Annotated in this window: 23 protein-coding genes; 15 read left to right on the top strand and 8 right to left on the bottom strand. The window is 73.7% G+C overall.

Going from position 1 to position 19,424, the window contains the following annotated elements:
• Window positions 1–90: 90 nt before the first annotated feature.
• Both SM793_RS29120 and SM793_RS29115 read right to left on the bottom strand, forming a co-directional pair.
• A complete protein-coding gene (locus SM793_RS29120; protein ID WP_320441286.1) occupies window positions 91–1,278 on the bottom strand; it encodes an ROK family protein in 1,188 nt (395 codons plus the stop codon).
• 392 nt (window positions 1,279–1,670) lie between these two features.
• The gene (locus SM793_RS29115; RefSeq protein WP_320441285.1) at window positions 1,671–2,432 is read right to left on the bottom strand and encodes an SDR family oxidoreductase; all 762 of its coding nucleotides are present in this window, start codon (window positions 2,430–2,432) and stop codon (window positions 1,671–1,673) included.
• A 238-nt stretch (window positions 2,433–2,670) separates the two neighbouring features.
• Between SM793_RS29115 and SM793_RS29110 the strand changes: the two genes are divergently transcribed.
• From SM793_RS29110 to SM793_RS29095, 4 genes are all read left to right on the top strand, one after another.
• The gene (locus SM793_RS29110; RefSeq protein ID WP_320441284.1) at window positions 2,671–3,360 is read left to right on the top strand and encodes a class I SAM-dependent methyltransferase; all 690 of its coding nucleotides are present in this window, start codon (window positions 2,671–2,673) and stop codon (window positions 3,358–3,360) included.
• A gap of 107 nt (window positions 3,361–3,467) precedes the next feature.
• The gene (locus SM793_RS29105; RefSeq protein WP_320441283.1) at window positions 3,468–3,905 is read left to right on the top strand and encodes a GNAT family N-acetyltransferase; all 438 of its coding nucleotides are present in this window, start codon (window positions 3,468–3,470) and stop codon (window positions 3,903–3,905) included.
• Between the two features lie 138 nt (window positions 3,906–4,043).
• On the top strand, window positions 4,044–5,468 hold the full coding sequence (locus SM793_RS29100; protein ID WP_320441282.1) for an aminotransferase class I/II-fold pyridoxal phosphate-dependent enzyme: 1,425 nt from the start codon (window positions 4,044–4,046) through the stop codon (window positions 5,466–5,468).
• A 312-nt stretch (window positions 5,469–5,780) separates the two neighbouring features.
• Window positions 5,781–6,308, top strand: a complete 528-nt coding sequence (locus SM793_RS29095; RefSeq protein WP_320441281.1) for a hypothetical protein — start codon at window positions 5,781–5,783, stop codon at window positions 6,306–6,308.
• A 52-nt stretch (window positions 6,309–6,360) separates the two neighbouring features.
• On the opposite strand, the gene SM793_RS29090 is transcribed toward SM793_RS29095, so the two are convergent.
• Complete coding sequence (locus SM793_RS29090; RefSeq protein WP_320441280.1) at window positions 6,361–6,723, bottom strand: helix-turn-helix domain-containing protein; 363 nt, start codon at window positions 6,721–6,723, stop codon at window positions 6,361–6,363.
• Between the two features lie 93 nt (window positions 6,724–6,816).
• Here SM793_RS29090 and SM793_RS29085 point away from each other — a divergent pair, with 93 nt between their 5' ends.
• The 4 genes from SM793_RS29085 to SM793_RS29070 all read left to right on the top strand — a co-directional run bounded on the left by SM793_RS29085 (window position 6,817) and on the right by SM793_RS29070 (window position 9,614).
• The gene (locus SM793_RS29085; protein ID WP_320441290.1) at window positions 6,817–7,656 is read left to right on the top strand and encodes an SDR family oxidoreductase; all 840 of its coding nucleotides are present in this window, start codon (window positions 6,817–6,819) and stop codon (window positions 7,654–7,656) included.
• Window positions 7,657–7,792: 136 nt separating this feature from the next.
• Entirely contained in the window at window positions 7,793–8,353 is a 561-nt protein-coding gene (locus SM793_RS29080; protein ID WP_320441279.1) for a YrhB domain-containing protein, read from the top strand.
• A 55-nt stretch (window positions 8,354–8,408) separates the two neighbouring features.
• Window positions 8,409–9,194 carry an alpha/beta hydrolase gene (locus tag SM793_RS29075; RefSeq protein WP_320441278.1) on the top strand — a complete coding sequence of 262 codons (786 nt, stop codon included), beginning with the start codon at window positions 8,409–8,411 and terminating at the stop codon, window positions 9,192–9,194.
• 24 nt (window positions 9,195–9,218) lie between these two features.
• Window positions 9,219–9,614: a hypothetical protein gene (locus tag SM793_RS29070; RefSeq protein ID WP_320441277.1), complete on the top strand. Its 396-nt coding sequence runs from the start codon at window positions 9,219–9,221 to the stop codon at window positions 9,612–9,614.
• A gap of 565 nt (window positions 9,615–10,179) precedes the next feature.
• On the opposite strand, the gene SM793_RS29065 is transcribed toward SM793_RS29070, so the two are convergent.
• Entirely contained in the window at window positions 10,180–10,587 is a 408-nt protein-coding gene (locus SM793_RS29065; RefSeq protein WP_320441276.1) for a helix-turn-helix domain-containing protein, read from the bottom strand.
• Between the two features lie 108 nt (window positions 10,588–10,695).
• Here SM793_RS29065 and SM793_RS29060 point away from each other — a divergent pair, with 108 nt between their 5' ends.
• Window positions 10,696–11,412, top strand: coding sequence for an NADPH-dependent F420 reductase (locus tag SM793_RS29060; protein WP_320441275.1), 717 nt, complete (start codon window positions 10,696–10,698; stop codon window positions 11,410–11,412).
• On the opposite strand, the gene SM793_RS29055 is transcribed toward SM793_RS29060, so the two are convergent.
• Window positions 11,387–12,199, bottom strand: coding sequence for a thioesterase family protein (locus SM793_RS29055; RefSeq protein ID WP_320441274.1), 813 nt, complete (start codon window positions 12,197–12,199; stop codon window positions 11,387–11,389). The two genes, SM793_RS29060 and SM793_RS29055, sit on opposite strands and share 26 nt — an antisense overlap.
• 206 nt (window positions 12,200–12,405) lie before the next feature.
• Between SM793_RS29055 and SM793_RS29050 the strand changes: the two genes are divergently transcribed.
• Window positions 12,406–13,074 (top strand): hypothetical protein, encoded by a 669-nt coding sequence (locus SM793_RS29050; RefSeq protein WP_320441273.1) that lies wholly within the window; start codon window positions 12,406–12,408, stop codon window positions 13,072–13,074.
• Between the two features lie 84 nt (window positions 13,075–13,158).
• Window positions 13,159–13,509, top strand: a complete 351-nt coding sequence (locus SM793_RS29045; RefSeq protein WP_320441272.1) for a deoxyxylulose-5-phosphate synthase — start codon at window positions 13,159–13,161, stop codon at window positions 13,507–13,509.
• Between the two features lie 97 nt (window positions 13,510–13,606).
• On the opposite strand, the gene SM793_RS29040 is transcribed toward SM793_RS29045, so the two are convergent.
• The gene (locus SM793_RS29040) at window positions 13,607–14,290 is read right to left on the bottom strand and encodes a DUF4386 domain-containing protein (protein ID WP_320441271.1); all 684 of its coding nucleotides are present in this window, start codon (window positions 14,288–14,290) and stop codon (window positions 13,607–13,609) included.
• 139 nt (window positions 14,291–14,429) lie between these two features.
• Between SM793_RS29040 and SM793_RS29035 the strand changes: the two genes are divergently transcribed.
• From SM793_RS29035 to SM793_RS29020, 4 genes are all read left to right on the top strand, one after another.
• The gene (locus SM793_RS29035) at window positions 14,430–15,140 is read left to right on the top strand and encodes a TetR/AcrR family transcriptional regulator (protein WP_320441270.1); all 711 of its coding nucleotides are present in this window, start codon (window positions 14,430–14,432) and stop codon (window positions 15,138–15,140) included.
• A 154-nt stretch (window positions 15,141–15,294) separates the two neighbouring features.
• A complete protein-coding gene (locus tag SM793_RS29030) occupies window positions 15,295–16,335 on the top strand; it encodes a hypothetical protein (RefSeq protein WP_320441269.1) in 1,041 nt (346 codons plus the stop codon).
• The gene (locus tag SM793_RS29025; protein WP_320441268.1) at window positions 16,332–16,526 is read left to right on the top strand and encodes a hypothetical protein; all 195 of its coding nucleotides are present in this window, start codon (window positions 16,332–16,334) and stop codon (window positions 16,524–16,526) included. The genes SM793_RS29030 and SM793_RS29025 overlap by 4 nt, the downstream gene beginning before the upstream one ends.
• Before the next feature lie 78 nt (window positions 16,527–16,604).
• Window positions 16,605–17,543, top strand: coding sequence for an aldo/keto reductase (locus SM793_RS29020; protein WP_320441267.1), 939 nt, complete (start codon window positions 16,605–16,607; stop codon window positions 17,541–17,543).
• A 50-nt stretch (window positions 17,544–17,593) separates the two neighbouring features.
• Here the strand turns inward: SM793_RS29020 and SM793_RS29015 are convergent, their stop codons facing one another.
• Together SM793_RS29015 and SM793_RS29010 are read right to left on the bottom strand one after the other, a co-directional pair.
• Window positions 17,594–18,247 (bottom strand): hypothetical protein, encoded by a 654-nt coding sequence (locus SM793_RS29015; protein ID WP_320441266.1) that lies wholly within the window; start codon window positions 18,245–18,247, stop codon window positions 17,594–17,596.
• Window positions 18,222–19,376 carry an endonuclease/exonuclease/phosphatase family protein gene (locus SM793_RS29010; protein ID WP_320441265.1) on the bottom strand — a complete coding sequence of 385 codons (1,155 nt, stop codon included), beginning with the start codon at window positions 19,374–19,376 and terminating at the stop codon, window positions 18,222–18,224. Before SM793_RS29010 ends, SM793_RS29015 begins: the two co-directional genes overlap by 26 nt.
• Window positions 19,377–19,424: the final 48 nt, after the last annotated feature.

Raw genomic sequence — 19,424 nt, 5'->3', positions numbered from 1 at the left:
CCCGCCCCCGCCGCCCCCCCCGGACCGGGCGGACCGCCGAGATCGACCGGGAGGCGGTGGTCGGCGGCCCGCGAAGGCCGCCCGCAGCGCTCAGGGCCGGGGCGAAGCCGGCTCGGCCGTCGGGGGGTTGACGGCGAAGAGCTGCTCCTCGACCTGGTCGAGGGCGACCCGGAGGGCGCCCATGGCGACCACCTCGGAGCCGAGGGCGGCGAGGGCGACCTCGGGGGCGCGCAGGGTGAAGCTGGCGAGGCGCTCGCGCAGCGGGTCGAGGACGCCGTCCAGGCCCGCGGCCCAGCCGCCGACGACCACCAGTTGCGGGTCGATGGCCAGGACGAGCGCGGCGACGCTCTGGACCAGGCGGGTCAGGAACCGGTCGGTGGCGACCTGCGCCACCTCGTCGCCCTCGCGGGCGAGTTTCAGCACCCGGGCCACCGCCGCCTCGTCCAGCGGGTTGAGCGGCTTGCCGGTGGTGGAGAGCAGCCGCTCCGGCGTCACCTCCTGGCCGAGCAGGTGCAGGGCGCCGATCTCGCCGGCCGCGCCCCCGAAGCCGCGGTGCAGGCGGCCGTTGATGAGCGAGCCGGCGCCCGGGCTGAGGCCCGCCATCACGAACACCACGTCGTCGGCGCCGACCGCCGCGCCCTGCCAGTGCTCGGCGATCGCGGCGAGGTTGGCGTCGTTCTCGATCATCACCGGGCAGCGGAACGAGCGCCGCAGCCGGGCGCCCAGGTCCAGGCCGGTCCAGCCGGCCATCGCGGTGCCCAGCTGCACCGTGCCGTCCCGGTCGACGATGCCCGGCGTGCCGACGCCGACCGCCCACAGGTTGTCCCGGGAGACGCCCGCCTTGCGCAGCACCTCGGCGACCACCGACCGGACGGCGGTGAGCCGTTCCTCCGCGTCCAGGGTCTCCTCGACGGGCCTGAAGTGGCTGCCCACCACCACGCCGGCCAGGTCGGCGAGGATGACCCGGATGTCGTGGACGCCGATCTCGATGCCGAGGATGTGTCCGGCCTCGGCCCGGAACCGGAACCAGCGGGCCGGCCGTCCGCGCCGCCCGGCGCCGGGCTGGCCGTCCGGTTGCGGCGGCTGGTCGACCTCGGCGACCAGCCCGGTCTCCACCAGCCCCTCGATCACGCCCTCGACCGTCGGACGGGAGAGCCCGGTGTCGCCGACCAGTTGGGTCAGGGTCACCGCGTGGCCCTCGCGCAGTGCCCGGAGGGTCACCGCCGCGTTGATCCGCCGCAGTAGTGAGGAGTCGCCACCGGTGAGTCGATCCGCCAAGACGCTGCCCTTCGCCGTTCCGCGCGACTGCCCTGGCGCGCGTGCCGTGGACGCGGGCACGGCCGGCCGGGGCCACCGGGCTGTGGTGCCGGAGGCCACCCCCGGAGGGCCCGCGGGTGTCCGCCGCCCGGCGGACCGGCACGGCGGCGCTGCGGCGCCTGCGCCGGGCCGGACGGCCTGTGCCGGATGCTACCGGGGCCCGGGGCCGAGCGGCGAGCATCCTCCCAGCTCATCCCGGCTTCGGTATCGAAATGGTACGCACCGGGTGGCGGTGCGTGATCCGGGCTCCACCGGGCCCTCGCGGAGGCCGGTCCGGTGGGGCGCGGCCCGCCGGTCAGCGCGGGCCGCCGGGGCTCAGCGGCTCGGCGTGGGCTCGGCGCACGCCGCAGGGCTCAGCGCAGGCCGCCGGTCGCCCCGAGGTTCTGCCCGGAGACCCACCGCGCGTCCGGACCGACCAGGAACGCCACCACGTCCGCGACGTCGGCCGGCTGCCCGAGCCGCCGCAGCGGGGTCAGCCCGGCCACCGTCTCCAGCGCGTGCGGGGGATTGACGGACCGCAGCATCCCGGTCTCGGTCGGCCCGGGGGAGACGGTGTTGGCGGTGATCCCGCGCGGCCCCAGCTCCACCGCGGCGGCCTCGGTCAGCTGCTCCAGCGCCCCCTTGCCGGCCAGGTAGGCGGCGAGCCCCGGCATCGGGCGGCGGGTGTTGAGGGAGGAGATGTTGACGATCCGGCCGCCGTCGCGCATCCGCCGCGCCGCGTAGCGGAGGGTCAGGAACACCGCGCGGGCGTTGACGGCCATGGTGGCGTCGAAGTCCGCCGGGTCGGTCTCGGCGAGCGGGACCCGGGTGACGGCGCGGGCCGCGTTGTTGACGAGGATGTCCAGCCCGCCGAGCTCCTCCTCGGCGGCCGCCATCAGCCGCTCCGGGCCCTCCGGCGTGCCGAGGTCGGCCCGGACCGCGTACACCCGCCCGGCCCCGGCGGCACCGTTCGCGGCCACCGCGCGGACCACCTCGGCCGCCGCCTCGTCGTCGTGCGCGTACCCGAACACCACGTCCGCGCCGTCCGCGGCGAGCCGCTCCACCACGGCCCGGCCGATCCCGCGCGAGCCGCCCGTGACGACCGCCGCGCGGCCCGCCAGCACCTTGTCCGACACCGTGCCCCCCGCTCCCGGCCGGCCGCACACCGGCTCCGGGGAGAACCTACCCGCCCGGCGTGCCGTCCCGGGGTCGGGATTCGGCCGAGTCGAGCCGGGGTCAACGGGCCTGTGGCGGCGGCGGGTTCGCGGTAGCTTCGTGCCCGGGTCGCGCCCGGGTCCCGCCCGGGTCCCGGTCGGGTCCAGGTCGGCTCGCGAGTGTGAGGAGCACCTGCTCAGGGCCCGTATGCTGCTCGGCATGCTGAGCGAGACACACCCGGCGGGTTCGGGGGCCGCCATGCGGTCGGACGAGGACTTCGTACGCGCGCAGACCGGCATCGCCCCGGTGCCCTTCGTGCCGGAGGTGCGCCTGCACATGGCCGAGGACGCCATCGCCCTGTGGGAGACCACCGAGACGGCGCGGGGCGAACGCGGCCTGCCGCCGCCGTTCTGGGCCTTCGCCTGGGCGGGCGGCGTCGGGGTGGCCCGGTACGTGCTGGACCACCCGGAACTGGTGGCCGGACGGTCGGTGCTGGACCTCGCGGCCGGCTCCGGCCTGGTGGGTATCGCGGCGGCGCTGCGCGGTGCCCGGTCGGTGCGGGCGGCCGAGATCGACGCCTACGCGGTCGCGGCGATCAGCGTCAACGCGGCGGCGAACGGCGTCCGGGTGGACGCGGCGGTCGAGGACCTGCTGGACGGCGACGGCGGGCCGGCCGAGGTGGTGCTGGCCGGGGACGTCTTCTACGAGCGGGCGATGGCGGCCCGGTTCCTGCCGTTCCTGCTCCGGGCCAGGGCCCGGGGCGCGCTGGTGATCGTCGGCGACCCCGGCCGCGCCTACCTGCCGCGCGAACGGTTCACCGCGCTGGCGGCGTACGAAGTCCCGGTGGTGGCGGACCTGGAGGACACGGCGCTGAAGACCACGACGGTGTGGGAGCTGGCGGGCGACTGACCCGTCCGGCCGACTGGCCCGACCCGTCCGGCCGACCCGTCCGGCCGACCCGTCCGGCTCCTGGAATTCACGGTCGGACGGTGGCCGGTCCTGGTAGACAGTCGCTCATGATCGACTTCATTCTGCGCACCGCCGGCCCCGAGGAGGTCCCGGCCGTGCTCGCGCTGTGGGCCCGCGCCGCCAAGGGCACCAGCATCACCGACGACGCCGACGGGGTGGCCGCCCTGCTCGCCCGCGACCCGGACTGCCTGCTGGTGGCCGTCCGGGCGGACGAGCCGGCCGTGCTGCTGGGCACCGTCATCGCCGGCTGGGACGGCTGGCGCTGCCACCTCTACCGCCTCGCCGTCGACCCGGAGCACCGGCGGCGCGGCATCGGCGCGGCACTGCTGGCGGCAGCCGAGGAGCGCTTCGCGGCCCTGGGCGGACGTCGGGCGGACGCCATGGTGCTGGACGGGAACGCCCTGGGCCACCGGACCTGGCGGGGGGCCGGGTACGGGCCGCAGTCGCAGTGGACGCGCTGGGTCAAGCCCTTGGCGGACGACTGACGCACGTGGTGGGGCCGCGCCGTCGCCGGATGGGCGCGGACGACTGGCACGGCCCTCGGGAGCGTGGTGCGCTGACGGCGTATGTATGCGAACCACCCTGGTTCCGCCATGCCCTCCCCGGAAGTGAGCCCCTTCACCATGACCGTTTCGACCGGCCCGACCGAATCCGCCGAACTGCTCGCGCGGATCCCCGACTTCGAGCAGGCCCTCGCCTACTACCGCCGCCACCTGGCCCCGGACACGGCCGTCGACCTGTCCGTCGCGGAGAACGTCCTCGTCTACGAGGACTCGATGCAGAAGATGGTGTTCGACCACACCGCGCTGCTGCCGGAGGGCTACATCCACTACATGTCCGCGTACGGCAGCCCGGATCTGCGGAACGAGGTCGCGACGCTGCTGAGCAAGGCCTTCAAGGTCCCGGTCGAGGCGGGTGACGTGTTCGGCACCGGCGGCGTCGGTTCGGCGCTGGAGTGTCTGGCGTTCGCGCTCCAGGACCCGCCGAACCCGGGGGAGATCGGCCCGCCGCCGCTGGTGGAGGGGGACGCCGTCCTGCTGCCGGCGCCGTACTGGCAGGGGTTCAACTGGTCGTTCGAGCAGCGGCCGAAGCTGAAGTGCGTGCCGGTGAGGCTGCCGACGGAGGGGCCGGAGCGGTTCCGGCTGACCCTGGACGCGATCAAGGAGGAGTACTTCAAGTACCACCGTCTCTTCGGCGCGTTCCCCCGCCTGCTGGTGCTGACCAACCCGCACAACCCGCTGGGCGTCAACTACGGGAAGGAACTGCTGGAGGAGATCTACGGCTGGGTGATCGACGAGACCGAGATGCACGTCATTTCGGACGAGATCTACTGTCATTCGCAGGTCGACGGCGTGCGGGTGCCGTTCACCAACGCGTTCGCCCTGGACGCGTACCGGCGGGCGCCGGAGCGGATCCACGTGGTGTGGGGGTTCGCCAAGGACTTCGGGCTGTCGGGGTTCCGGACCGGGTTCGTGGTCTCGAAGTACGGTCCCGTGCAGCGGGCGATGCTCGGAACGAAGGGCATCGAGGAGAAGAAGCACCCGATGTCGTGGTTCACCCCGGTCGATTCGCTGAAGCACTACGTGCTCGGCGCGATCCTGGAGACCACGGTCAACGGGACCGGTTCGGAGCTGTACACCGACTACGCGATGCGGCGCTACCGGGAGCTGCTGAGCGCGAGCTTCGAGCGGGTGAAGGAGCGGCTGGTCGCCCGGGGCATCGAGTTCGTGCACACCGAGGGCGACAACCCGGCCCAGTTCTTCTGGCTGGACCTCACCTCGTACCTGGGCAAACGCCCGCCCGAGGGCACGTACAGCGCCGATCCGCTGCCGTTCACGGAGAACAGCGGGGTCGATCCGGACGAGCTGTGGCTGTTCAACTACCTCGCCAACAGCCCCACCGAGGTCACCCTGCTCCCTGGCGAAACCATGCACAGCCCCGCCCCCGGCTACTTCCGCCTGTGCTTCACCGCCTACCAGCCGGAGGTCGTCCGCGGGGCGATCGACCGGGTCGCCGACGCCCTGGCCGAGTTGGTGATCGTGGGATAGGGAAGTCGGGCGGTCGGCCCCGGAGGAGTCGTCCTCCGGGGCCGACCGGGTCGCCGTCGACTGACCTGCGACGACTGATCCGTGACAACCGATTCGTGACGACTGATCCGTACGGGTGGGGCCCGGTCCGGTCGGCGCGGAGACGGCGGTGTCGGCGGGGCCGGGGGAGGGCCGGGGCGGGAGGCTGGTCGCTCCGGAGCGGGCAGGCGGGCAGGCGGTCGGGAGGGCGCGGTGAGCGGAGTCGGTGGCGGACCCGGGGCGGGCGGGGGTCGGGCGGGCGGGGGCGAGGCAGCAGGGGGGACGGATCCGGGGGTGCTCGGCACCGCGCTCGGCGTGGTCCTGGCGTTCTCGCTCGCCGAAGGCTCCTGGCAGTGGTTCTCCACCTACCTGGGGCTGACGCTGCTCGCGGTCGTCCTCGCCTTCGGCCGCGTCCCGGTCCGTGCGTCGGTCCCCGTGTCGGGCCGTGCGTCGGGCCGCGCGTCGGCGTACGGCTGGAGCCTGGCGGCGTACTCGCTGGTCGTGGGCCTGTGCGTGGCGTTGGCGCTGGCACCGGCATTGCAGCGCTGGGACTGGCTGTTCCCGATGCCGGGCACCCGGGACAGCTGTGTGCAGGCGGGCCGGTACGAGAGCCTGCACGCGCGGGCCGCCCTGGGCGACCTCGCCGGAGTGGACCCCGGGGCGCTGGCGTACGCGCAGGAGCAGCAGAGCCGGGTGGCGGTGGACGACTGCCTGTCGGCGACGACCACCCGGTGGCTGCCCGCGTACGCGCTGGGCACGGCGCTGCTGGTGGCCGGGGCCGTGTGGGTGTCCGGCCGGCGCCGGGAGGGCGCCGACGCGTGACCGGCCGCAGCGGTCGGCCGCGGTGGCCGGCCCCGGTGGCCGGCCCCGGTGATCAGGACGGTTCGAGCCGGCGGGTGATCCGGCCGAGGAGGTCCCGCAGGGGTTCGCCGACATCCCGCCCGAACTCGGTCAGCCCGTAGGTGACCTGAGGTGGTGCCGTCGGCTCCACCACCCGCCACACCAGGCCGTCCTGGACCAGCGCCCGCAGGGTCTGCGCGAGCATCTTCTCGCTGATGCCCCGGATGCTGTCGCGCAGTTCGAAGAACCGCAGGTCGTTGCTCTCAAGGGCGATCAGTACCCAGACGCCCCAGCGGCTGGTCACATGGTCGACCGTGTCGCGCGCCGCACAGTCGGTGTGAAACACCTCATACCGCTTGCCGGTCGCACCGCGTTCCAGCTGCACACCTTCCGTCATGTGCGGAGCTTACCCCGGGGTATGTCCTTACGATCGGTAAGCCAGCAGCTCTAGCGTCGGCAGTCCCACCGGGCGATGAACGAGGAGCTGACCATGATCGTGGTGACCGGGGCCACCGGAAACATCGGCAGGCCGCTGACGCGGGCGCTGGCGGAGGCGGGCGAGCGGGTGACGGCGGTGTCGCGCCACCCGGCGCCGGTGCCGGACGGCGTCCGCCACCTGACGGCCGACCTGGCCGAACCGGCCGCTCTGGAGCCCGTGCTGACGGGGGCGAAGGCCCTGTTCCTGCTGCTCTCGGGCGATCTCCACGGCCCGGGGACGGCCCCGGCGGAGCTGGTCGGCCGGGCGGCGGCGGCCGGGGTCCGGCGGATCGTCCTGCTCTCCACCCAGGGTGTGGTGACCAGGCCGTTCGGTGCGACCCGGATCGCGATGCGCGCGCTGGAGGACGCCGTCCGGGAGTCCGTCCCGGAGTGGGCGATCGTGCGGCCCGGCGGCTTCGCCTCCAACGCGCTGTGGTGGGCCGAGTCCGTCCGGACGGGGCGGACCGTCGCGGCGCCGTTCGGTGACCTCGCGACGCCGGTCGTCGACCCGGCGGACATCGCCGAGGTAGCGGCAGCCTGCCTGCTGGAGGACCGGCAGATCGGGGGTGTGTACGAGCTGACCGGCCCGGAGGTGATCAGCCCGCGCGGGCAGACGGCGGCGCTCTCCGCCGCGCTGGGGGTGCCGCTGCGGTTCCACGAGCTCTCCCGTGCGGAGGCCGGGGCCGCGATGGCCCGGAGCATGCCGGTGGAGCTCGCCGACGACACCCTCGACATCCTCGGCGCCCCGAGCGCGGCCGAACTGCGGATCGGCCCGGGCGTCCGGGAGGTGCTGGGCCGCGACCCGAGGTCCTTCGCCGACTGGGCCGCGCGCCATGTCGACGCGTTCCGCTGAGCGGATGCGCAGGTAGGCGCGGATGTAAATGCTGGTGCTGGAGCGGGTGCGGGTGCGCACAGGAAGTCGGCCCGTCCGACGCCCTGTGCGCACCCGGGCGCGGAAAGGCACTTGACCCGTCCGGGACGATGGGAGCGTGATCAGCAGGGAGCGAGCGATCGACCTCGTCGAGTCCTACCTGGCCGTGATGAAGCGGCCCGGGGACGGCCCGGCGCCCGAGGTGGCCGTCTACGCGGTGGAGGAGCACAGCGTCGGCTGGCTGGCATTCTGGGACAGCGCGGCCTACGCCCGGACCAGGGACGCCCGGTTCAGCCTCGGGGGCGGCGGCAGCCATGTGCTGGTCGACCGGGAGGACGGCAGCCTGCACTTCGTCCCCAACGCCCGGGACCTCGACGAAGGCTGGGAGGAGCACTACCTCTTCGAGACCAAGGGTGTCCGGCGCCCCGACCCACTGGCCGCCGAGGTCCGCGCCCTGGTCCGGTCCGCCGGGGCCGTCGCCGCGATGGCGCATCTGCGCAGGCAGGCACCCGAACTGAGCCCCCAGCAGGCGAGGAGCTACCTCACCGCCGTGCGCGAGGGCGCCGAACCGCCCGAGGAACTGGCGAGCCTCTCCCGCACGGAGCCGAGGTGGCCGCTGTGGCCCGTCGAGACCCTGGCCGGGCCCGTCGAGTCGCCGGCCGGCCCGGTCGAGCAGTAGCCGCCCGCACCGAATTGGCTGGCCACGGACAGGTCCGAGCTGCGACGATGCGCGGATGATCACTCTTCCTGACGAGCTCGGCCACCTCTCCTACGTCGTCTCCGGCGACGGACCGCCGGTCGTCCTCGTGCACGCCGGTGTCGCCGACCACCGGATGTGGGACGACGTCGTGCCCGCACTCGCCGAGCGCCACACCGTCGTCCGGTACGACCTGCGGGGCTTCGGCGAGTCCGCGCCCCCGACCGGCCCGTTCCGGGAGACCGACGACCTGCTCCGGCTCCTCGACCACCTCGGCCACCACCGGGTCCGGCTCGTCGGCGCGTCCTGGGGCGGCCGGGTGGCCGTGGAGTTCACGCTCACCCACCCGGACCGCGTCCACTCCCTCGCGCTGCTCGCGGCACCGTGGCCTGGCTACGACTGGTCCGCCGACATGGTCGCGTACGACGAGGCCGAGACCGCCGCGCTGGAGGCCGGTGACTTCGACGCCGCGGTCCGGGTGAACCTCGACATGTGGCTGCGCGGTCCGGCCCGCGGCTGGGAGGACGTGGCCGACGGACTGGCCGACCGGCTCCGCGACCCGATGCGGACCTCGCTGGTCAACCAGTCCGTTGTGGGCGAGCACTCGCAGGGCCCCTCGGCCCGCGCGGTGTCCGCCGTCGCCGTTCCCACGCTGGTGGGCGTCGGCGGGCTGGAGGTCCCGGACTTCCAGGCCATCGCCCGCCGGTACGCCACCGAGATCCCGGGCGCCACCCTGGTCGAGTTCCCCACCGCCGCCCACCTCATCGCCCTGGACGCGCCCACCGAACTCGCCGCCGCCCTGGAGCCGTTCCTCGCCGGCTGAGTGCCGGTGCCGAGGGCGGGGCCGGTGCTGTCCGCTCAGGACGCCGGGCACACCTGCGCCGGTGCGGGACCGGCCGGTTGGATCGACGACCGGTCCGAGACCGGTGATCCGCTGTCCGCACGGGCCGTGGCCGCCACCGAGCCCGGTGGCGGCCACCTGCACGAGCCTGTCGAAGGCCTCAGCAGCGAGTGGTTCTGCGAGGCGGTCGCGGTACCGGACGCCGCCGACCGGCCGCTGACGGTACGGGCCGAGGTACGGGACTCGTACGACGGGCCGGTGATCTCCGTCCTGGCGGTCTACCTCGGCCTGCCCTGGCCGGGCAACCGCGGCGGGGAGCCGGTCCGGCTCGGCGACCTGCCGGTGGACCGTGCGGCACCGTCCTCGGGGACGCCCGCGCCCTCGACTCGTTCGTCGGGCTGAACGATGAGTCCGTCGACGGGCTCGCCGACGTCACCTACTGGGGAGGGACGAGGTCGCCGCCCACGCCCGTTTCGGCGGCGAGCGGACGACCCAGTACAGCGGGCAGGGGCCCTACGGGCGGCTCGACCTCCCGCTGCACGGAGCCCACGCGTTCGCCGGCCGGCTCCGGGGCCGGCCGGCGAATGGGCCCCGCACCGGCCTGATGGTCTCCGTGGACGCGCACAGCCACTTCCACCTGCTCGACCGGGCCGGCCGGACCCGCCCGCTGCTCGCCGGACGCATCGAGCTCGACGGATGCCAGCTCCTGCACCTGGGCTGGGACCCCGGGGACCACTCGGTGCGCCACCGCGGCGAACGCGCCTCGGGCCAGGTCTACCCGGTCGCGCTGGAACCGGTCGGTGCGACCACCGTCCTGCGCTGGACCGTCCCCGGGGAGGCCGGACAGCCGAGGAGCCACACACGAGTCCGACCGGCGGGTCCTTGCCGACCGCTTCCTAACCGGGGCGTTCCGTCACATCCAGGACGCGGCGGATGCGAAGGCCCGGGAAGCCGTGCAGCGAGGAGGTCACACCGCCCCGGCTCCGGCCCCGGCATCGTTCCCGGCCCCGGCATCGTCCCCGGCGGCGGCCCCGCCGCGCTCCTGGGCGGCCATGACCTCGTCGCCGTGCTCGAACGCCCAGGCGCCCACGGCCTCGATCGGCCCGAGGAAGCTGTGGCCCAGTTCGGTGAGCCGGTACTCGACGCGGGGCGGGGCGCCGGGCAGCGGCCGGCGGTCGACCAGGCCGTTGAACTGGAGGCGGCGCAGGGTCTCCGTGAGCACCTTGGAACTGATCCCGCCGATCCGTTCCCGCAGTTCGACGGGGCGCCGGGGGCCGTCGCGCAGTGCCCGGAGCACGACGGCGTTCCAGGTGTTGGCGAGCAGGTCGAAGGCGAGGCGGGCGCGGCAGTCGGCGAGGAAGGCAGAAGTGGTCACGCACCGAATGGTGCCTGACGGGTTCTCTAGCGTCACGGGGAGACCGGGAGTTCCCGCCGACAGGCGTTTCCGGCGACCGGGAGTTCCCACGACACGGAGGACGGTGTGATGAGGATCGGCGTGCTGGGCACGGGGAATATGGCGGACGCGCTCGCGACCCACTGGGCGAGGGCCGGGCACGAGGTGACGGTCGGCGGGCGGGACACCGCCGCCGCGGAGCGCCTCGCCCGGCGGATCGGGGGCGGCGCGCGGGCCGCCGGGCTGCGGGCGGCGGCCGCCGCCGGCGAGGTGGTGCTGGCCGCACTGCCCTACGGCGCCGGGGCGGAGGTGGTGCGGGAGCTGCGCGCGGAACTGGACGGCACGGTGCTGGTCGACTGCTCCAACCCCGTCGGCGCCGGCTTCCGGCTGCTGACGGACGGCGGGCCGTCGGCGGCGCGGCAGTTGGCCGGGGCGGCCCCGGGGGCCGAGGTGGTCAAGGCGTTCAACCTCTGCCACGAGGACGTGTGGCGGATGCGGCCGCCCGTCTTCGACGGCAGGCCGTTGGCGGTACCGCTGTGCGGGGACGACGCGGCGGCCCTCGCCCGGGTGTCCGAACTGGTGCGGGACGCGGGCTGCCGGCCGGTGGCGGCCGGCGGTCTCGACCGGGCGGGCCTGCTGGAGGCGACCGCGGCGCTGTTCATCGGCCTGTGGGTCGGCGAGGGCGCGGACGTTCAGGCGATCGCGCCGCCGCTGTCCCACGCGAGCGGTGACCCGGCGGGGAGCGGGACCGGGACGGCGGCGGCTGCGGGTGGCCCGGCGGTTACCGCGGCTGCGGGCGGACGGTGAGGATCTGTTCGGCCTGACCGACCGGGCCGTCGACATCGTGCAGCACGCTGCTGGTGAGGCCCTGGCCGGTCGGGCCGAAGCTGGCCGTGGTGTCCAGGCCGGTCCAGGGCCCGCGCGGCTGCCGGTGCAGATGGACGGTCAGGTCGACGTTGGGGAACATCCACTCGGCCGGGTCCTGCTGCACGGCGATGCCGTTCGCCGTGTCCACGAGTGCGACGAAGGAGGCGAGGGCGCTGCTCGGCTCGCCCGCGACCAGGTCCACCCGGGAGGAGATCCAGGCGGCCGTGCGGCCGCGGCGGGTCGGCGGCACCCGGCGGAGGTCCACCGAGGCGACGTAGCCGCCGTCCCACTCCTGGTCCATCGCCCACGGCGTGAGTTCCTCGGGCCGGGGCAGCGGCTCGATCGGGCTGTCGGCGACGGCCGAGGTGTCCAGGGTGGCCAGCAGCCAGGCCCGGGCCCGGACCACGGCCCGGCCGCCGATCGCCACGGTCGCTTCGAGGAGCTCGATGGTGCGCCCGGGCCGGACGGACTCCACGGTGATCTCGCACTCGTCGAGCGCGATGCGGCCGAGGATGTCGTAACCGATCCGCCCGAGCGTCAGCCCCCCGTCGCCCCCGGGCCGCTCCGCCAGCCACCGTTCGATCGCGTGCACCACCAGCCCGGCCAGCGGACTGAAGTGCTGCTCGTCGGCGCTCCACGCCCCACCCGCGTGCGCGGTGGGCTTGAACGCCCGGGCGCCGGTGCGCTGGTAGTAGCTCTCACGCACGAGGTCGCTGCTGCTGCTCAAGGGATCCGCTCCTCGGCCGGGACAGGTGCATCGGTCACGAATCGTAGGCTTCCCCGGTGGCTCCGGTCGCCGTGATCTCCCGCACACGGCCGCGGGCCCCGCCCGGGCGCGCGGGGCCCGTTGTCGGTGGCCTGTTGTCGGTGGGGCGTTGTCAGCGGGGCGTTGTCAGCGGGGCGTTGTCAGTGGGGCGCTGTTGACTGTGCGCCATGACCGTCCGCGACCTGCTGCCCCTGCTGCCCGAACCGGCCGAACTCCGTGCCCGCTGCCGGGGGATCGCCCTGCTCGACAGCATCCTCGACCGGCACGTGCCCATGCACGCGTTCGTCCGTGACTGGCGCACGGGCGTGGATCTGGCCACCATGGACAACGGCTCCGGCGACCAGTACGCGATCGTGTTCGATCCGGCCGGAGTGTTCCTGTACGGCTTCGACCACGAGAGCGATGCGACCCCGTGGCGGGACGAGGACCGTGAGCACTGGCCCGGCCTGCTGGACGGCCTGCCCGCCTCGCTCGCCCACTACGCGCGGACGCCGGAGTTCCAGTTCGAGGGGTTCTTCGACGCGACGGTCTGCGCCTGGCGCGAGAGCGGCGGCGACGGGTGGAGCTGCGGGCCGGTGCGGTTCGGGCCCGAGGAGACGGACGGCGCCGAGGGGCTGTTCGGCCTGCTCGTCGACGGAGGTCCGGAGGCGTACGCGGGCTTCGCCGAGGACTACTTCGAGCGGCCGGTGGACCGCGGGGCGGTGGCGGCGGTGCTGGCGGGTGCCCCGCTGACCCGTCGGGCGGTCGGGTCGCTGTCCGCCGCCGCGGACTTCGGGGCCGTTGCCGCGCGGGCCCGCGCGATGGGCTTCGGCGGGCCCGCCGGATCGGAGTCCTGACCGGTCCTGACCGGTCCTGGCGGCCGTGGCGGGCGGCGGAAAAGGCGTCGCGGGTGAGGAGGGCGGCTCCGTAGGCTGTGGCGCGTGGCGCACTCCAGGACCTCCTACGTCTGCCTGCCCTGCCGGGCCTCGTACAAGCAGGTGTACGGCAGCCGGGCGGACGAACGGCGCTGTCCGCGCTGCGCTGGTGTGCTGATCCACGCGGGCTCCGCCTTCGCGGCGCCGCCCCGCCGGGACGCCGCGGCCTGGCGCACCCTCACGCTGCTGCTCAGCGCGGGTATCGGCTTCCACAAGAGCTGCTGCGGCGGCCCGGGCTACCGGCCCCGCAGCCGGCACGAGGTGCGCGAGCGGAAGCTCTACGCCCGCCGGTCCGGTGAGCCGCTGGCGCGGGCGCTGCTGCACCGGGACGTCCCGTGGGAGCGGACGGCCCGGTGAGCAAACGACGGGGTGGGCGGACGACGGGGGGAGCGGACGGCCCGGTGCAGCGGCGTGGGAAGTCGGGCGGGCCGACTTCCCACGCGGGGCGGAGGGTTCAGCTCGCCAGGACCACCGGGCGGTGGGCGGCCGGGGTGAAGCCCTTGGTGATGAGGCGGACGGCCAGGGTGACCTCCCAGGCGAAGACCGGCAGGGCGGCCAGCGAGCCGATCGTCGACACCTGCGGGTAGAGGCCGAACAGCACGGCCACCGCCGAGGCGAGGATCAGCGGGCCGCCGACCAGGCCGAGCAGGGCGACGGGCCGGGGCACCAGCCGTGAGCGGTGCATCAGGAACGCCAGGGCGAGCGAGTTGGCGCCCAGGACGACGTTGGGGCCGAGCAGGAACGTCCAGTCGTGGACGGCGACCAGGGCGCGGGCGGCGGTGGCCGCCCCGGCGCCGGCGTCCTGCCGCAGGGTGACGACGGCGAGCATGCTGACGATGCCGACCGCGATCACCGCGGCCTCCAGCAGCCGCCCGCAGACGTAACCGAGCGCAAGGGCCTCCTGCTGCCGCCGCAGCACCGGGTACAGCGCCACCCCGGTGCCGATCACCGCCAGCACCAGCACCACCTCGCACAGCGCCCCCGCCGCGACCCGGCTGTCCGCACCGGACCCGGCCACGTACGCGGCGCCGTCCAGCGCGGGCCGGTACAGCAGCATCCCGGCGATCGCGGCCACTTCGGTCACCAGGAACAGCACACCCGTGACCACCGCCGTCTTCCTGTCCCCGATCGCCTTCACCAGAACCAGCCCCTCTCGTCACCGCCAGGTGTACGGCGTACACCTGAGGCTCACCGTAGGCGTACGCCGTACACTCGTCAAGCCGACGACGAGCCGACGACGAGCCGATGACGAGCTGACGACGAGAGAGGGTCCGGAGATGAGCGACAGCGAACGGGTGCGCCGCACCCCGCTGAACCGGGAACGCGTACTGGCCGCCGCCGTGGCGTTCGCCGACCGCGAGGCGGGCGGCACCGACGCCCTGAGCATGCGCAAACTCGCCCAGGAACTGGGCGTGGTGCCGATGGCGCTCTACAAGCACGTCGCCGGCAAGGAGGAACTGCTCGCCGGCATGGTCGACACCGTCGTCGGCGGGATCGACCCGCCCGCCGCCGGAGCCGACTGGAAGGAGGCCGTGCGCGAACGCGTCCTGTCCGCCCGCCGGGTACTGCGCCGCCACCCGTGGGCGCCGCGCGTGCTCGAGTCGCTGCCGGCGCCGACGCCCGCGGTACTCGGCCACCTGGACGCGGTGATCGGCCTGCTCCGGGCGGGCGGCCTCTCCGCCGACCTCGCCCATCACGCCATGCACGCCCTCGGCGGCCGCCTCCTGGGCTTCACCCAGGAACTCTTCGACACCTCCCCGGACGCGGCCCCCGACCCCCGCGCCGCGGCCCAACTGGCCGCCCACTACCCCCACATCGCCGAGGTCGCCGCCTCTTCCGCCCATGTGGAGGCGGACGGCACGACGGTCGGCGGCGGCTGCGACGACCAGTTCGAGTTCGAGTTCGCCCTGGACGTCCTGCTCGACGGCATCGAGCGTCTGCACCTGGCCAATTGGACCTCGACGGGGGCACGTCGTGCCGTACAGTGATGCCACGGCCGTGGCGACGGCCGCGGCTGTGCGTTGTGGCCCGTGCCCATGACGCCTGTGACGGCCGGAAGTTGAGTCATCGCGATCACCCTCGGTCCACCGTGCCCATGAGCATGCGCCGAGGCACGGGCGGCGCACGCCAGAGGGAAGCACGATGCCGCGACAGACGTTCGGCGATGCCATGCCGCCGCATCTTCAACTCGCAGCAGTTCGGTGCACGCTTGAGGTCGTCGATCAACTCCAGGACATCCTGAAGTACTCTGTGCTCCGCCACCACGATTGGGTGCGGATGTGCATGTACCGCACAGGTGACGCAATGGACACGATCGGCTATCTCGTGGGTGTGATCGGGGCGCATCTAGAGCGAGAGGGTGGTAGTTCGCGGGGCATCCGGAACCTGCTTTGCGCCGATACCGAGCGACTTCGGACGATCGGGTCGCGGTTCCCCGGAAGGGGGTTCGCGAAGTATGACCTGGAGCGGATGCCGGACCCGGTCCGTGACCAGGTGCGAACCTCCCTTGCCTATGTCGTGGTCCGCCTGCCAGCGATGTTGGGGTGCGCCGTACGATCCGGCAGTGTGCGATGGCCGAGTAGGTGCCTGGGGTTGCTGGCCGATGCCATGGACGAACTTGCAGGACTCGCCAACGCGCTCGCGGCCGTTCGAGCGGATGAGCTGAGCGACGAGCTGCTGATGCGATATCAGCAGCTCTATCAGCAGAGGCCTCGTTCGGGTATGCCGTACGAGACTGACCGTGACTATTTGAAGGGATTGCTCGGCCTGCCGGAAGAGTCGGACGACGCAACCTGGAGCTTTGTCGGCAGGTCCGCCGTACGTCGCATGCGAGAACCTCTGAGGGTCGACGCGTACGAGGCTATGGTCATGGCCATGCTGGCGGTGTTGGACGATGAGTTCGGTGGGCGGAGGTGGGAGGATCGCAGCCGCAGGCCTTGGCCCTTGGTCCGGAATGCCGCAGTGGGGTGCCTTAATGGGCTGGAGCTGGCGTTGCTGGAGGAGGACGAGGATCCCCTCTACTGGCTGGCTGATCATGACGGTGTATATGCCGAAAACGCAGCGTGGGCGATGGCGTCACGACTGGCGAGCATCTTTCCCGACGGGTCGAACGGTGGTGGGGTGGACATTCTTGATGTTCTGCATGCGACGTTCGACCGTGCCCCCCTTCGGAGCGAGCGGTGACCGCCGCCGGGGTACGGCTGCTGTGGCTGCTGGTCGCCGTACTCCTATCCACCGTGGCCGCGTTGGTGGTGTTCATCCTCCGCACCCGGCTCGGGGTGCGGGGCGGGGAGGCGGTGCTGTGGGCCGGGTCGGCGTTCGGGGGGAGCATGCTGGTGGTGCTCGGGGCACTGGTGTTCGTGTTCGGGGGGTGAACGGGTCGGCGGAAGCTGTTGCGGGTGATCGCGATTGCGTCTTGAATGGTCCAGACCACAACGGGAGGACGCACACCCATGACCATTCCTCAGCGCACCGTCGTCCTGGGCACCTTGGGCTTCGGCACGATCGTCGACGAGGAGACCTCGTTCCGGATCCTGGACCGCTTCGTCGAGGGCGGCGGGACCGTCCTCGACACCGCGAACAACTACGCGTTCTGGCTCGACGGCGCCACCGGTGACGAGAGCGAGGCCGTCATCGGCCGCTGGCTGGCCAGCCGCAAGGCCCGCGACCAGGTCGTCATCAGCACCAAGGTCGGCGCCCGGCCCACCGTGCCGGGGGCCGGGCTCGAGGCGGCCGAGGGGTTGTCGGAGAAGGCGATCCGGGCGGGTGTCGAGGGCAGCCTGCGGCGGCTCGGCACGGACCGCGTCGATGTCTACTGGACGCACATCGAGGACCGTTCGGTGCCGCTCGCCGAGACCGTGGAGACCCTCGCCGGGCTGGTGGTCGACGGCAAGGCGGGCGCGGTCGGCGCCAGTAACCACGCCGTGTGGCGGGTGGAGCGGGCCCGCGCGCTCGCCGGGGACGGACCGCGCTACTCGCACCTGCAGTACCGCTACTCGTACCTCCAGCCGCGCTTCGACGTGCCGCTGCTGTCCTCCGCCCATGTGCACGTGACGTCCGAACTCCTGGACTACGTGAGCTCCGAGGGGGATCTGCGGCTCTGGGTCTACAGCCCGCTGCTCTCCGGCGGGCTCACCCGCGAGGACGTCGAGATCGGCGCCGCCTACGACCACCCGGGCACGCCGAGGCGTCTCGCCGCGCTGCGGGCGGTGGCGGAGGAGAGCGGTGCGACCGTCAACCAGGTGGCGCTCAGCTGGCTGCTCGACCACGAGGTGGGGATCCTGCCGCTGGTCGGCGTGAGCCGGACCAGCCAACTGGACGAGGCGCTCGGCGCCCTCGACCTGACGCTCACGGCGGAGCAGCGGAAGCGGCTGGACGAGGCCGCGCTGTAGTCGAACCCGTGACCCCGGGGGCCCGGTCGGGGCCCCCGGGCATGGTCTGCTCAGGCGGTCGGGTAACCGATCTCCGCGATGTCCTCGGCGAGTTCGGCCAGGTCGACGTCCGGGTCGATGGCCGCCACGACGGCCGCCGTGAGCGGGCGCAGGGCGAGGACGTGCGCGATGGCCGCCGGGTCGGGGGAGTGCTCGGGCTCGTAGTACTCCTCGGCCCACGCCAGGTACGCCCCCGCCGGGTCGGCGGCGGCCGGCAGGGCGAACAGCTCCACCCCGCCCGTCGGCGCGGCCGACGGCGCCTGCCACCCGTCGTCGCCACCGGCGCCGTGCCAGAAGCAGACGGTGGCGAGCGGCACGCCGTCCTCCTCGCCGAAGGCCGGTTCCACGGTCTGGGCGCGGAAGGCTTCGGGCACCTCGGGGAGCAGCTGCGGCGCGGCGTTCGGCGCGGTGTGGTCGAAGCCGCGCGCGTACACGCCGGCGTCGGAGAAGACCATGAACCAGTCGTCGCCCTCCCCGTCGCGCATCGACGCCATCTGCTGGCCCACGCCCCACCGGGAGTCGAAGGAGTAGTAGCGGTCGCCCCAGACGGGGCTCAGGATCGCTTCGAGCATGGCGATCCCCCGGCACCGGTCGCGCAGCGAGCCGGGGTCGGGCAGCCGGGCGAGGAGTCCTCGCAGGTCAAGGGTGTCGTGGGTGTCGGGCACACCAGGATTCAAGCACATGCCACCGACAGCGCTCCCGGCCCCGGTCCGGCAGCGAGATCCGCAGCTCCTGGCCCCGGTGGTCGGACAGTCCCCGGTCGTCGACGAAGGCGTAGCGGTCCACCGCCGCGCCGTCGTTGGTGAACGCCCAGTCGAGGCGCCACCAGTCGGCGCCGAGGATGCCGCCCCAGCTGCCGGGGTAGAGCTCGCCGCTCGCCGCGCGGGCGTCGTGCAGGCGGGCCCGGAGCGGGTCGAGGTCGCCCATCGCGGGGCTGGTGTTGAAGTCCCCGGCGACCAGCAGGGGCCGTGGGTTGTCGGCGGTGTCGTGCGCCAGGGCCGCGAACTGCTCGCGGCGGGCCGCGTCGGCCTCGCGCACCACCCGGTAGAAGGCGCCGCCGAACACCGGCTCCCGGGTGTCCACCTGGACCGGGATGTGCACGTTGTAGAAGGAGACGGCGCGGCCCCGGACGTCGAGGTCGGTGCGCAGCACCTTGCGCCGGGTGAAGACCTCCGACCAGGGCGCGTCCGCCGCCACCGCCGGGCCGACGGTCGGCGCGGCGAGCACCGGGAAGCGGGACAGGGTGACCAGCTCACCGGCCGCCACCACCTGGTAGCCGGGGAACTCCCTCCGGATCCGGTCGAGTTCGTCGATCCGGGTGTGCGTACCGCGCACCCACGCCAGGTACTCCTGGAGCAGGTAGACATCGGCGTCCTGGGCGTGCAGGAAGCGGTAGAAGGCGTCCGGGTCGTCGGTGGTGTCCCAGTACTCGGTGTTCCAGGAGAAGACGCGGATCCCCGGACCGGCCGGGGCGGCGGCCGAACCGGGCGTCAGGGCCGACCAGTTGAGGCCGGTCCGGGGCAGTGCGGCGACCAGCAGCAGGACCGCCGTCGGCACCAGCCACCGCCGCAGGCCCGAGCCGGCGGCCGGGAGCGTCCACGCCAGCGCGAGCAGCGTCACCGGCACGGCGAGGAACAGCAGTGGCGGCGCCAGTCCGGGTATCAGCCAGAACCACCACCGCCCGTTCGCCAGGAGGTCCAGCGCCAGGAACGCCGCCCACAGCGCGGTGGCGGCCACCAGCAGGCGCACACCTGTGGAATGCCGGGAGCGGGGGGAAACGGAATCCGGATCCATGCGGCGGAGCGTAGCAGGGCGGCCGGGCGCCCGAATTCCGGTGCCCGG

The sequence above is a fragment of the Kitasatospora purpeofusca genome (assembly GCF_034043715.1).
GTDB lineage: Bacteria > Actinomycetota > Actinomycetes > Streptomycetales > Streptomycetaceae > Kitasatospora > Kitasatospora purpeofusca_A.
This window is presented reverse-complemented; position numbering and strand designations above follow the sequence as displayed.

What these genes read in the sequence shown, in the direction of transcription:
- SM793_RS29105 (WP_320441283.1), top strand. Translation starts at nt 3,468, where the DNA reads ATGATCGACTTCATTCTGCGCACCGCCGGCCCCGAGGAGGTCCCGGCC.
- SM793_RS29110 (WP_320441284.1), top strand. Translation starts at nt 2,671, where the DNA reads ATGCTGAGCGAGACACACCCGGCGGGTTCGGGGGCCGCCATGCGGTCG.
- SM793_RS29090 (WP_320441280.1), bottom strand. Translation starts at nt 6,723, where the DNA reads ATGACGGAAGGTGTGCAGCTGGAACGCGGTGCGACCGGCAAGCGGTAT.
- SM793_RS29060 (WP_320441275.1), top strand. Translation starts at nt 10,696, where the DNA reads ATGAGGATCGGCGTGCTGGGCACGGGGAATATGGCGGACGCGCTCGCG.
- SM793_RS29100 (WP_320441282.1), top strand. Translation starts at nt 4,044, where the DNA reads ATGACCGTTTCGACCGGCCCGACCGAATCCGCCGAACTGCTCGCGCGG.
- SM793_RS29085 (WP_320441290.1), top strand. Translation starts at nt 6,817, where the DNA reads ATGATCGTGGTGACCGGGGCCACCGGAAACATCGGCAGGCCGCTGACG.
- SM793_RS29030 (WP_320441269.1), top strand. Translation starts at nt 15,295, where the DNA reads ATGCCGCGACAGACGTTCGGCGATGCCATGCCGCCGCATCTTCAACTC.
- SM793_RS29035 (WP_320441270.1), top strand. Translation starts at nt 14,430, where the DNA reads ATGAGCGACAGCGAACGGGTGCGCCGCACCCCGCTGAACCGGGAACGC.
- SM793_RS29010 (WP_320441265.1), bottom strand. Translation starts at nt 19,376, where the DNA reads ATGGATCCGGATTCCGTTTCCCCCCGCTCCCGGCATTCCACAGGTGTG.
- SM793_RS29075 (WP_320441278.1), top strand. Translation starts at nt 8,409, where the DNA reads ATGATCACTCTTCCTGACGAGCTCGGCCACCTCTCCTACGTCGTCTCC.
- SM793_RS29020 (WP_320441267.1), top strand. Translation starts at nt 16,605, where the DNA reads ATGACCATTCCTCAGCGCACCGTCGTCCTGGGCACCTTGGGCTTCGGC.
- SM793_RS29050 (WP_320441273.1), top strand. Translation starts at nt 12,406, where the DNA reads ATGACCGTCCGCGACCTGCTGCCCCTGCTGCCCGAACCGGCCGAACTC.